Raw genomic sequence first — 12,555 nt, forward strand, 5'->3', positions numbered from 1 at the left:
GAAACCGCGTCGTCCAAAGCCATCTGACGCCTCACAAAAGAATGAAAGAGGGTGGGTCAAGCTAGGCAGGCTGCTGCACCCATTGCGAGCCGGCCGCTTGTACACTGACTTCATGTCCCCTCCGCGCTCCCGCCCTCCTTCGTCCGCTAAAGCGCCTTCAGGTGAGTCGCCCTGGGCAGCGGCCGCAAGAGAGCTGGCAAGCAACCCTGATAGCCCCCAATCACTGCGGATTCGTTCGGCATTCAACGCCGAGCTCGCACCACGGGAGAAAGCCATTCAGCAGCTAGTGGACGCGCTTGAGGCCCAGCTGGAATCTGCAACCCCCAACCCGGCCCAGGAAGCAGCGGTCACTGCCGCCATCGCTCACTGGCAGAAAGCATGCGGCGCGCAGATGGAGCCAGCCCTGCTGGAAGACCTGCGCGCGCAGGCCACCCGCCAAGCGACCCAGAAACGAAACCGCCCACCGCAGATGAGCGCCATCCTGAACCCGATGCCGGCGGCCACAGACGTCGGTTATCAGCTCGGGATTCACCTGCAGGGGCTGGAAGGTACTTGGCACCGGCTCTGGGGCATTTTGAGCCTCACCTACCAGTTCGGCGACGATCCCGACGTCGATCGCGGCTGCCAGGAAGTGCGCCAGCAGTTCGAAAAAATCCTGGGCCGCCAAATCCAGCAGCAGGAGTGGAGCGCCCTGCTCGACAGGGCCCGTGCCCACGCAAACCGTCGCACTTCACCTGGCGAAGGCCAATGAAAGATAGCTTGGGTGTCGCACGCCCGGGCCCGGCAACCCAGTGCGTTCTGTCCAATCGCCCCCCTGCCCCACTCTGACACGGCGCCGGCAGGTGCCACCTGCAGCAGCTGGCCTATGGATTAGCCTGACCCCAGGGCGGACCTGATCGCCCCCACGGCAGCGATGGTGTCCTTTTGGTCCGCCTTCACGTAGATGGCCGTCGTCGCCATGGAGGAATGGCCCAGCACCTTCTGGACGATCGCCAGGTTCTTGTCGGTCACCCGCAGTAGCAGGTGCGCAAAGGTATGGCGCATCCAGTGCGTGGAGGCCTTCGAGAAGCGCGCCTGCTGGTCGGTATCCCGGCTGGCCTGGCCGCACAGCGCAAAGAACCGCTTGAGCTCCGCATAGATCGCCGGCGCCGACAGCTCCCCGCAGACACCAGCCTCGGCTTGTGCCTCCACAGACGGCCCGTCTTGGCGCCCTGCTCCACCGCCGGCAGCGGCACCTGGTGGCGCCTCTCCTCGCTTGTTGCTGCGCCGCTCGTCCAGCACCCCGATCAGGGGGAGTTCGCTATCGGGCACGTTCCCATAGCGCTTGAGCACGCCACTGGCGAGCAGCGCGCGCCGATCCTGGCGGTGCGCCTCCAGCGCCCGCATGGCGTCGACATGGATGGGTACCTCACGCTTCTTGTTGCCCTTACCGACCACCGCCAGTACCCAGTGGTCGCTGTCCCGGCCATCCACGCGGGCCCGCGAGAGCGCCCCCCAACGCGCGCCTTCCAATTCCGCACGGCGCAGGCCTGAGGTCTCCAGCAACTGCAGTATGGCCGCCAGCCGCCGCTTTCCGGGGCCATCGGGCAGCTGCTGGAACGTGGTGGCCACGAGCTCCATGTCCTGCTCCGACAAAGACCGGCTGGTGTCCAGGGTGGCCTCTTCCCGGCCTGGTCCGGTGGGTATGCCCTCGGCAGGATTGGCGGACAGGTAGTTGGCCGTGCGCCAGGCCGAGTACATCGAGCTGATCGCCGCAAACGTCAGGTTCAGGCTCCCTTGCTTCAAGGGCCCGCGCAGCGGTCGCCAGGCGCCGCCGTCGTTGCGACGTGTACCGGTTTCAGGGTTGACCCAACGTTGCGGAGGACCCTGCAGGAAGTCCCGGAACTCCAGCAGGTCCATGCTGCTCAGCGAGGACAGAGCAGTGTTCTTCTCGTGCACGGCCCACATGACCAGCCGCTCGATGGCGCGCCGGTAACCGGCCTGGGTGGCCGGCGACCTGCGCTGGATGAGCTTGAACCAGGCCTGCACGGCATCCAGGTCATCGGGCGCCTGCAGGGTATTGGGACTCTGGCTCCTGTACACGCCCTGCTCGCCCCGCAAATGGCTGGGCCAGGTCGCCTGCGTGACCGGCGCCGGACCGCGCTGCAACGGAACGAGCCCTTCGGCCGGCTTGGCCACCGCAAGGGCCGTGGCCTTGGCCAGCTGCAGCCCGATCTTTGGCAGACCCTGTGCAGGTTGCAGGCGCCATTTGAGGAGCCAGGCCTCCAGCGCCCGGGCACGGGCAACACCGTAGCGCGGTACCCCTTTAAACCAGCGCTCGCCGCGCAGCGCTATCCAGTCCACCAGGTTGCCCAATGTGATCAGGCCCGCCGACGCCAAAGCCTGCTGCTGGTCGGGATTGAGCCGGATCCACTGCACGATGGGATGCCCCAGTTCAGGCACGACCGACAGGCGCGCTCCCAGCCAGTCAATGGCGCCGAGCAGTACCTCGATGCGGCCGGCAGCGCTTCCCGTGGCCAACGTGGGGGCTTGCCGCGCAGCTGCGGCCACGTGCCCGCCCTCCCCTCGCGCCGGTTCAAGAGGCAATTGCAGCTCCGGCCCCAAAGGCGCGCCGGCAGTGGCCGTGCCGCCGGGGTACTCGGCCTCGTACATCTCGGTCAGCTCGGCCTCGCCGTACATATCCTCGTCGAACTGGCTCGCAAACTCTTCCAGCGTCGGCACCGTAGCGGCCGCCGGCGCCGATGAGGGAGGGGATGCGGGCGCATCTGGGCTGGACAGCAGAGGTGGCGCAGCGTTGACGATCTCCTGCACGCTGGGTAGTTGACTCTTGCCCACCGCGAGCAGTGCCAACAGATCCTGCACCATGGCGCGCGCCGTGTCGCTGTCCCCCAGGGTCACCGCCCCCGCGGCCACCCGCTGCAGCAGCTGGCGGTTGAACTGCTCGAGAGCGGCCCGCTCCGGCATGCGCCCGGGCCACAGCAGGTACTGGCGCGCGGCCACTGTCAGGTCCAGGCCCTGGGCCAGCGCCCGCAGAAACGCGAACTCGTCGGCGGTGACGTGTCCATGCTCCGTGCGCGTCTTGGAGCCCAGCGGCCGTCCCCGCCGCCGCTTGGGCCGCGCGCGGGGCGCGCCCAGCGTTCCGCCAGGCGCAGCCTCGTCATCGAGCAGCACGGGGCGGTGGTGGCGCACGCCTGGCAGATCGGTGAAGTTTTCAGGGGACATGAGATCGATTTCCTCGGCGTGCCAGGACTAGAGCCAATGGTGAGCTTGCACGGGGACCTGCTGCGAGGGCTGCGTTTGGTAAGTGGTATCTGATGTTCCGCGCGGAACACCGCCCTCCTCTACCTCGCTTTGACCCTCCGCACGCCTTCAGGCTGAGGCGATTTCCCGTCGAAGAAGGAAATACGCTCAACTAGCAAGCGATAAGATCATAAGCGGTAACTCAAAAGACTCAAAATTAATTGTAGGTGGTGCAGATGGCCCCCAAAAAAGTGGCCGTTTCTCGCCTAAGTTGTTGATTTGCAATGGCTGGGATCAGTGTTCGTGTTTGCGGAACGCCACTGTAGTTTCGTCAACGCGCCACTCAACCCTCGTTTTGTAGATTGGCTGGCAGCAGCTGCGGAAAGTCACTCTATTTCTTGGGCGCGTCACTCAAGATTCGTTTTTCCGGATAGGGTGTGCCGGCCAGGGCCGCCCATAGCGGCCTGTAGGAGCGCCGGTGCGCGGTTTTTCTGAAGGGGGAACGGGGGGGGCAGCGAGCCCAGAGCCTGCGACCGCGCTGGTGGGCAGCTGGCGGCCCAGGGCCGGTGGCATCTTGGGCATGGCCAAGCCGGTGGACCCCGGCAGCGCTGCTAGGCTGCCAACACCAGGTGCTGGCCCGGGTGGGCAGGCCTGCGGCCGTACCGGCAACGAGCTGGCCGCCCAGTGCCTGGGCATCCTGGGTTGGCAAGGTCAGTGAACCCCGGCGGCGCAGCTAGTGGTTCAGCACCAGCTGCAGGCCACGGTGCTCAGGCCTGCGGTTATGTCAGCGCCGAACTGGCCGCCATGGGCCAGGCCTGTGAACGCTGCTGGGCGCAGTTGCTGGCGAAACTGCAATGACGTGCGGAGTGAGCGTCGATGCTGCAAATGGCCCACATCAACGCCGATAGAGCTAAAAGACCTGCTGACACCAGCCTGATGTGATCAGACTGGTCCTTTTCTAAGTATGAAGAAGGTTTGGGTTACGCGATCGACCAGGCCAAGATCCTGACCATTTAAAGCCCATGAGAGCTTCTGCGCCTTCACGACCTGGTGAGGCAAGTCCGGGAAAACAGCTGAACGGGCCTGGAGTTCGTCCAGCTTCGGGTCATTGACTCTAATGATTCGCACATAGTCCTGTGCCATAACCACATCGTCCAAAGAGTGACCTGACGTTGCCACAGGGCCAGCTGCCATATAGATGCCGGGCGCACGTCCTAGAGACGTACGGTAGCGGTACAGCTTCCACATCCGCTCGCGCTCCGCGCTCATTTGGGTGCCTTTGTCAAAGACGGAGTGGTCGAATAGTGCTATCGCGTGCAACCTATCCCGAGTGACTTGTGCGAACAGTAGGTCGTCTGTGCGATCCGTGTGGTTGTGCTGGGATTGCGGTCCAAGGTGAAAATGGTGATACCCCATCACGTTCAGCAGGAAGTCCTTGTCTTCCCATAGGTCATCCTTCGCCACAGCCATGCTCGGGGGGGTATACCCGTTGTACTGAACGCGAAGGGAAAGATGCGGCATTAGGTCTTCGCCAGCGCGAACCTTCTCGAGGAACCGCTGTACATCCGGTCTGAGCTTCTTCCACCGCCGATCGGCCGTCAAAGAAGGCTCAATGGCCACGTTGCGCTGGCGAGGCGGAATTATCCTTCTCGCCCAATTAAGGTACACCACGAGCAGCGATGTGAGTGACAGCTGCTCCAATTCTCGTAGCGTCGCACTATTGTTTGGGAAACGAGGGACCATCTTGATGATGTCCCTGCGAAGGCGCCGTACGCGCACGGATTCCGTCGGTGCAGAGGGAGTTTGGGGAGCGGTCGGTATCGTCATTTAGCAGAAGCTGAATCAAAGTTAACCGAAAACTTCGATCCTACAGGCGGCGGATGGAGCCAGGCTTCAGGTCCCCGTGCGCTGGCCTGTCTGATCCGCCTTGGCCGCAGCCCAAGCATCAGCCCAGATGGCCTTCATCTCATCGCCTGACGGGTCTTCCCAGTCTCTGTTGTACTTGGCTTCGAATGCGACTTTCATGGGGTCTGCGGCAGCGTCAACGATCCCGGCCTGACCGGCATCGACCTCGGCAGAGAGATAGTCGCCCTCTTCCGGCCTCCTTAAGTGCATCGCAGTGAAAATACTGTGTGCCAAGTCAATTTCCCGCTGGTGTGCGATGGGGAAATTCGCAGCAAACTGCATTAGGTCTGCAGAAACGGCGTCTGCCTCATCCGCGAACTTCCGAATGTCAGCCAGGTTGTACGCCATATCCTTTTGCTGATGAAGAATGGTGGCGCTAACAACGGCGTCTGGCCCTTGACCAAACGCATGCATGAAAAGCGGGTTATGAGCGATAGCGTTTCGGCTCTCCATGACGGGCCAATACTTCCTTTTTTGATCCTTCAGCGCCGCCGCAAGTGTGTCCGACAACTCCTTTTTCGAGATATCAGAGATTCGCCCAGCGCGCGTAAAAAAATCTTTTTTTCGCCAAACCCCGGAGGCTTCGGGCTCGAGAACGTTGAGGAGTTCGTTCACAGACCTCTCGATGCTGGCGGCTGCAAGTATTAGGCGACCGACCGGGTTGACCCATTTATCTTGTTCGGCCTTCGCCAATGCCAAGAACTCTTCTTCCGACATCATGTTTCCCGTCCTTTAAGTGAGCGTGTTCAGCACATTTTCGATGAGGATGGGTCGAACACTTCGGTATTTCAGTACGGCCGCAATTCGGCTCGATGTTGTGCGTGAGGGTGGAGCTTGAACACCCCGAGGCCGGCCACGTCTACCTGGCCAGCACCATCGCTGCATTGATGCTCCATGCGACGATAAGGCTCGGCAGGGATAACGTACTCCATCTTCGCACCGGCCATCGGCAATTTCGCCATCACCCTTCCAGACGCTCCGTCGCCATGTTGCTTTGCAGCATGTGTAGTCACGTTCATCCCGGCAGCGCTGGCGCGTTCTGTCCCAGCGGTTAGTGCAAGGTAACGCCGAAGACAGCGGATAGGCACCGACGCAGCGAGAGAAGGAACCGCGTGTAGTAGCACGCCGAGCAAGGTATGTCCATCAACGATGGAGAAGCATGACCTGCGGTGCCTGGCCACCGACGAGGTTCTGGTACAGCCACTCTCGCCGACTTCGCCTCATTCCAGGCCAGGGCTGCGGCTCCCTAGCGCAAGTGGCAAACGGCTAAGCCAACTGCAATGCCACAGATAAAAATCCGGTCGATCAAAATGGAATCCCTCTCAACGTCCCAGGGGCGAGTTGGAGGAGCTTCCGTCGTGGACCGTCCACCCCGTGGGCGTTAACGGAATGGGTAGGGCAGCAGCGCTTCGTGAATGGTGACCAACAAAGGTTTTCCATTATCGGATAGATCGATACGCCGAAAGTGTGTTCCGCGCGGAACACGTTGTCTCCTGTCCCGCGCTCATAGCGTGGTCAGAGCTGCAGCCTCAACAGCCTGCAAGCCACACATTGCGCTTAGCGGTTGCGGGAGCATCATGTGTTCCGCGCGGAACACTTCGCACCTCAGCCATCTCAGTTCCCGTCCGTCCGTGGAAGGATCACCGTTTACTGTCCGCCTGAACGGTCGCTATGCCGCTGGAGATCATCGCCCCTCTGAACGTTGTGCTTTGAAACTCCACCGGGCACATGGCATGTCACTGATGAATTGTCCCGAGAGCTTCTCAAGAGCGCGATGTGGGCTTGATGGGTGTTCCGCGCGGAACATGCGACCTGGAGCACACTCTTTAGTCTATCGACAAAGCTGCAGTCGCGTCGGTTCTGTAGACGGCCGATTTCTGCTTTGTGATGGAGCAACCAGCCCATGTATTCCGCGCGGAACACTACGACTCACCGTCTTCCAACGCGCTCCTGGGAGTGCAAAATCCTCGTTCTCTTTTCGTCTCAACGAACCGCCTTCGAGATCCCGTACGGCAAAGACCATCGTCGACCTCTTTTAACGAGTCGCCTCCCGACGACCCTTTTGTTGCCTGTCCACCCCTCAATCTTAGGGCCGACAGCGTTTCGATTGCCCCTCAGATGCCTGATTAGATGTTCCGCGCAGAACAGATCGCGGGCGGACGACATTCAGGATCAGGTGGCGGCCACTATTAGATGCCCGAGTGCTCACTGCGATGCCTTTTTATAAACCGTGACCCGGTAGACATGCACTGTGTTCCGCGCGGAACAGCAGCCAAATTTCTTTGTGTGGGATCTTAATTGCACTTGGGCCGAGCGGACCCGCCCTGGTTGAGGGCAATAACTCGTTGACAGCGCAAACGACAAATGAAAGCGAGTGTTCCGCGCGGAACAGTCGAAGTCAGTTTCCCTCGTAGTCATATCTTTCGCAGCTTAATACGCACCACCAAGCGCCGCAGGACAGCTGTGGATTTCGATCCAAAGAAAAGGGCCTCAGTCGGTAATGACAGGCAACGCCTAGGGCACGAAAGCTATGGGAACAACACGTAGCAGATTGCACATACTCGCCAGGAAGGGTTGAGGTGGCAGCTGCCTTAGTGTTCTGCGCGGAACATGGCGCCGGCGGCTCCCTTTTAGAGGGTGGTCAAAGCAGCGAGCGTGCTGGTTTACTAGCCTGCTTTCTCTTGCCACGACCGGTCCATGCGGCAAAGTATTCCGCGCGGAACAGTCCGCAGTGGACACTAGCGCGCCCCCGTAGGTGACAGCTTTACCGTAACTTGAACCTGAACCTGTGCGATTTCTGAAACGGGCTACACACTAGACCGCATTCGGCTCGGAGCCTCTTGCTACGCGAGTGTTCCAGGGCACATAGCCCGGGCCGTTCTTGCACGTCAAATACGCAGTAACTGTTGCCCGTTCCGCTTTGGCCCAGCAAACGCCAAGCTGTTCCGCGCGGAACAGGCACCAAGTGTTGGCGTGTAGGAAAATTCCACCGCCTTGAGGACTCCCTGACCTCGTTGGAGACGATGACTTCAAGTTCCCACAAAAGGAACATAGAGGTGAACGTTGCTGTTCCGCGCGGAACTCCAGCCTGCCCAGATGAGCGTGACTCTTCTCAAGAAGTCGAGCACCCAGAATCAAGCAGTACGTCACCACCCTGTTCCGCGCGGAACACTCTCAACCAGTTCGGTTTGCGCTCAGAACTTTCGACGCTCAGTTCCAAGCTTAGGTCCATAGCCGCAAGCCAGCTGCTTGAGCTCGCTTGTAGCAGCGTGCTTCAGTCGTTACTTGCAGGGTGGACACAGCAGCAAAGGTCGAGAACGCGTCAGCTGACTGTTCCGCGCAGAACACTCAGATCTCTAGCAGCGGGTCTTTGTTGAGAAATGAAGGTGTCACGACTCTAAGCGTAGGACTTAAAAATGATCACCAATCTTCTAGCACCTACAGAATCGGCTCGGTTACTCTACATAAACCGACAAGACGGCCAGAAAAAGTTATTGACACGGTAGTGGCATGAACGACAATAAGAAATAGCAGTGTTCCGCGCGGAACACCCTTTCTTTCACACCCGGGGATATCAATGAGCCAAGCAACCATCATCACGGTCTTCAACGAAAAGGGCGGCAGCGGTAAGACAACAACGGCATGCCAGCTCGCCGGGGCACTTGGTCTACGAGGATTCGACGTGTTGGTGGCCGACTTGGACGCTCAAGGGACAGCATCGCAGTGGCTCTCGGCGAAGGACGGGGCAAACTTCAAAGCAACCTTGTGGAGCGGTAGTGGCTACAAGGGCGGCGTTACAAACGAAATGGCCAAGCTGGCGGGCAAATACGAAATCATCGTCGCTGACTGCGCGCCATCGGTTGACCAGCCCTCCACCTGGGGAATGCTGCTTATTTCGGACCTCATCCTTATCCCTACGAAACTGTCTCCACCGGATATTTCCGCACTCAGCACTGCAAAAAAGCTAGCACGAAAGGCCATTGAGACTGCGGGGCATGACATCCCTGTTCGGGTGATCCCGACCGCAGCGCGGATGCACCTGGCCGACGACAAGCAATTTCTTGAGTTGCTAAAGCGCGATAAGGATTTCCCACCATTGAGTTCCCATCTGAGCGACCGTAAGCCGTTCTCCCGCTCAATGCTAGCTGGCACCACCACCCATGGTCTGGGTAAAGGCGCTGAGGACGCGACAAGGGAATTGGAGGCGCTTACCGATCAAGTGCTGAAGCTGGTCAAGCGACAAGGAAAGGCAAAATAATGGCCAAGAAATTTGACCTTACCAGTGACATGTCGGCATTTATGACCGACTCCGAAAACCGCGCTGGTGACAGATTTGCGCACGCTGCGGCCGTTTTGCAGACCCAGCCTTCTGGCACCTCTGCTGCCCTTGGCAAGTCCCTTGAGTCCACTTCGCCGCAGAAGGAAGACCTCGCTCATGCACACTCAGTAGGCAGGGCAGGGGCGTCGATCTTCGCGCCAATCTCGCACGTCCATGACAACCCGTTCAATGCGCGACGGTTCTACGATCCCGACACATTGAAGGAACGAGCGGCGTCACTGGCCAAGGATGGTCAGATGACGCCGGCCCCTGCCGTAAGGCACCCCGAGCGCCCAGGTCACTACATCTTGTTGGGGGGCCACTACCGCAAACGAGGACTGCTGGCGATCGGCAAGGCGGACATCGAGCTCAAGCTACTTGAGGCGCCAACCGACTTGGACATGTATCGGCTCAGCTATGCGGAGAACGACCAGCGAGCTGACGCCACGCCCATGGATGACGCCTTTGCATGGAATGAGTTGATCGAGAAGAACATTGTTGGCTCCCACGAGGACATCGCCCAGGTGACGGGAAAGCCGCGCACGACAATTTCCAAAACGATTTCGCTCCTCAAACTCCCGCCGACCGTCCTTGAAGTGCTCAAGGAGCACCCGAGGCAGTTCTCTCTCACCGCCGGCTACCTGCTGACGCTCCTGGCAGAGAAAGTGCCAGTCGCCATGCTGGAAAAGCACGCTAGAGCGGTGGCCGCTGGCGACATGTCGACCCGGCAGTTAGAAAGTCTGAAGGCCAAGCTTTCCGAAGCTGCGGCCCCGCTCACACGCGAGGTCAGCCGGCAACACAAGATCGTGCACGACGGGGCGGAAATCGGGGTGATCAAGGATTGGGACTCAGGGAAGGTGACGTTCGAAGCCAGCATCACAGACCCCAAGGCGCGCGAACACATCGTGGCGAAGCTGCAGGAGCTCATAGCAGGGGAGGTCGACCGTGCCAAGGGGAATACCAGCCCGTAACGGAACGAATAGGGGTTGACCTGGTGGTTGGCTTAGAACTATTAGCGGAGCTGCACGACCGCACAGAGGAGCAAAAACGTTTATTACCTAGCTTCGATCCCAAGGAGAGTAGGCACTTACGTTCACATCGCCCTTAGGGGTGAAGGCATCATGACTGTGGCAGCGGAGGCGTGCTGTTCCGCTAGTAGTAGCCCTAGGTGGGGACCTCCACAGTCGCCTTCACACGACGAAAATTGGCAGGAAACGTGCTGTTCCGCTAGTAGTAGGGGAGTCGAGACTCCCTGAGTTGCCCCAAACGGCTAACGATGGGTGTAAATCGTGCTGCTCCGCTAGTAGTTCGAGCACTTGAGACACTTCAATCGCCCTTCTGCGACGAGAGACGGTGGACACCGTGCTGTTGCGCTAACAGTGGGGGCCTGGTCTTGGGGGCCGGTATGCCGATCACGGCTCCCTAGCCGGCGCGGAAGTGAGGCCCCCGCCTGGCAAATCGTGCTGCTCCGCTAATAGCCCGTGGAGACAGACTGGCTCTTCGAGAGCACACTCCGCGTCGGCAGGCGCCACACTCGCTCCTTGAATGCAAAAATCGTGCTGTTCCGCTAGTACCTGGCCCTCTGTGAACAACTCTCTGGACAAGTCTGTGGAGAACCTGTGCAATGGCATAGCGGTGTGCCACTCCGCTAATAGCGCCGCCCACCTTCCGCTAATAGCGGAGGAGCACTCCGCTAATAGCGCACCAGCACAGCAGTCCGCCTGTAGCCCGCGCCAGCAAAGGCTCTCAGCGCTCCTAAGTCCCCTTTCTTAAGTCTATAAAAGTCTTGTCTTAAGAAGAGGCGCGCAACGGCCTGAAAAAACGCAGCAGGCTCCCCCTCGCCAAGGATGGGGACGAAAAATCGTGCTGCTCCGCTAATAGTGCACCTTGACTTCACGGAGTGCGCAGCCTGTAATCACGGCCAACAACCAATCACGCATGGCCACCAAACCCCGATCACCGTCCGAAACTCAGCCCTCAGTCGAAATAGCGGATGAGCTGATCGAGGTGCCAAAATTCGGACTGACGGACACAACGAAGCGGCTGATCACCGAAGAGTTGTTCGACGGAACTCCCATCCCGCAAGCTAGCAATCGACTGCCACGAACACTTGCCCCAAGAACACTCGCAGCAAGAAAAGAACGTGCCCAGCTTCCCAGGACTCAGGAGGACCACGAGGAACGCTCTGAACTGGACCGCAAGGTACTGCAGGAGGTGCTGCCGTTTTGGGACGACAACAGTAGAGGGGTCCCAAATCCGTTTATCAGGAGTGGCATCTTTAGCGTAAAGACGGGAGTCGCGCGAGAGTACCTCGACAACATCCGAATCGACAGTCTTTCGAACTACCAGGTCCGATATGAGGGGAAAGAACTGCAGCAGGACGACCTCACGGTTTGGATGGCACTAATCAACCTCGCTCGCAACCAGCCGATCGCAGACAAGATCTTTTTTAGCGGCTATGAGCTCATCAAAGACATGGGTTGGCGCATGCACTCCGAAACCTACGAAAAGGTCAAGCAGAGCATTCAGCGACTAAAGGTCACGGCTATCCAGATTGCTACCTCGAATGGCGCGGCCGCATACAGCGGGTCCCTGATTCGCGCATTCGGCTGGAACGAGATGGACCCACAGACTGGCAACGCTAAGTGGATGGTCCGATTTGAGCCATCGGTTTCCTCACTGTTCATGGAAGACACAACGACTCTCCTAGAGTGGCAGACACGCAAGGCTATAGGCACAAGGGCTACAGTCGCGCTTTGGCTCCATGCCTTCTATTCGAGCCATCGCGATCCCATCCCGCTTCCCCTCAGCAAACTGTACGAGCTCAGCCGCTCCGGGGCCAGCCTTAGCACTTTCCGCCGAAACGTGAAGAACGCCCTGCAGACATTGAAGGAAGTCGGCTTTCTCACAGATTTCGACGTCAAGAAGGGCGACATCGTCTACGTGACGAAGCGACTCAAGGCAAAGGCCCTTGCCAACCAAAACGCGCTGCTCAGCTAATAGTTCGGTGCCTTTTTGCGCGAACGAGAACACTGCAACAACGCCACCGAATCCAGATTCCAACAGTGAATCACCAGAGATCGTGCCGCTTA

General features: G+C 59.5%; 7 protein-coding genes. 4 read left to right on the top strand and 3 right to left on the bottom strand.

Features of this window, described 5'->3' with window-relative positions; translation table 11 throughout:
• The first annotated feature begins 112 nt into the window (after positions 1–112).
• Complete coding sequence (locus ACSQ9E_RS32845) at positions 113–751, top strand: hypothetical protein (protein WP_436220306.1); 639 nt, start codon at positions 113–115, stop codon at positions 749–751.
• Between the two features lie 119 nt (positions 752–870).
• Here ACSQ9E_RS32845 and ACSQ9E_RS32850 read toward each other — a convergent pair whose 3' ends face one another.
• The 3 genes from ACSQ9E_RS32850 to ACSQ9E_RS32860 form a co-directional block, all read right to left on the bottom strand.
• A complete protein-coding gene (locus ACSQ9E_RS32850; RefSeq protein WP_436220307.1) occupies positions 871–3,222 on the bottom strand; it encodes a tyrosine-type recombinase/integrase in 2,352 nt (783 codons plus the stop codon).
• A 960-nt stretch (positions 3,223–4,182) separates the two neighbouring features.
• The gene (locus ACSQ9E_RS32855; protein ID WP_436220308.1) at positions 4,183–5,067 is read right to left on the bottom strand and encodes a hypothetical protein; all 885 of its coding nucleotides are present in this window, start codon (positions 5,065–5,067) and stop codon (positions 4,183–4,185) included.
• A 66-nt stretch (positions 5,068–5,133) separates the two neighbouring features.
• Positions 5,134–5,865 carry a hypothetical protein gene (locus ACSQ9E_RS32860; protein ID WP_436220309.1) on the bottom strand — a complete coding sequence of 244 codons (732 nt, stop codon included), beginning with the start codon at positions 5,863–5,865 and terminating at the stop codon, positions 5,134–5,136.
• Between the two features lie 2,857 nt (positions 5,866–8,722).
• Here ACSQ9E_RS32860 and ACSQ9E_RS32865 point away from each other — a divergent pair.
• The 3 genes from ACSQ9E_RS32865 (at position 8,723) to trfA (ending at position 12,463) form a co-directional block, all read left to right on the top strand.
• Entirely contained in the window at positions 8,723–9,403 is a 681-nt protein-coding gene (locus tag ACSQ9E_RS32865; protein WP_436220310.1) for an AAA family ATPase, read from the top strand.
• Positions 9,403–10,434: a ParB/RepB/Spo0J family partition protein gene (locus tag ACSQ9E_RS32870; RefSeq protein ID WP_436220311.1), complete on the top strand. Its 1,032-nt coding sequence runs from the start codon at positions 9,403–9,405 to the stop codon at positions 10,432–10,434. Before ACSQ9E_RS32865 ends, ACSQ9E_RS32870 begins: the two co-directional genes overlap by 1 nt.
• Before the next feature lie 967 nt (positions 10,435–11,401).
• The gene (gene trfA, locus ACSQ9E_RS32875; RefSeq protein WP_436220312.1) at positions 11,402–12,463 is read left to right on the top strand and encodes a plasmid replication initiator TrfA; all 1,062 of its coding nucleotides are present in this window, start codon (positions 11,402–11,404) and stop codon (positions 12,461–12,463) included.
• Positions 12,464–12,555 lie beyond the last annotated feature (92 nt).

Origin of the sequence: Acidovorax sp. LjRoot118, from assembly GCF_964253575.1 — a bacterium.
Taxonomy (GTDB): Bacteria; Pseudomonadota; Gammaproteobacteria; order Burkholderiales; family Burkholderiaceae_C; genus Acidovorax.

Excerpts from the sequence above, each read along its gene's own strand:
- ACSQ9E_RS32845 (WP_436220306.1), top strand. The coding sequence starts at position 113 with ATGTCCCCTCCGCGCTCCCGCCCTCCTTCGTCCGCTAAAGCGCCTTCA.
- ACSQ9E_RS32850 (WP_436220307.1), bottom strand. The coding sequence starts at position 3,222 with ATGTCCCCTGAAAACTTCACCGATCTGCCAGGCGTGCGCCACCACCGC.
- ACSQ9E_RS32855 (WP_436220308.1), bottom strand. The coding sequence starts at position 5,067 with ATGACGATACCGACCGCTCCCCAAACTCCCTCTGCACCGACGGAATCC.
- ACSQ9E_RS32860 (WP_436220309.1), bottom strand. The coding sequence starts at position 5,865 with ATGATGTCGGAAGAAGAGTTCTTGGCATTGGCGAAGGCCGAACAAGAT.
- ACSQ9E_RS32865 (WP_436220310.1), top strand. The coding sequence starts at position 8,723 with ATGAGCCAAGCAACCATCATCACGGTCTTCAACGAAAAGGGCGGCAGC.
- ACSQ9E_RS32870 (WP_436220311.1), top strand. The coding sequence starts at position 9,403 with ATGGCCAAGAAATTTGACCTTACCAGTGACATGTCGGCATTTATGACC.
- trfA (WP_436220312.1), top strand. The coding sequence starts at position 11,402 with ATGGCCACCAAACCCCGATCACCGTCCGAAACTCAGCCCTCAGTCGAA.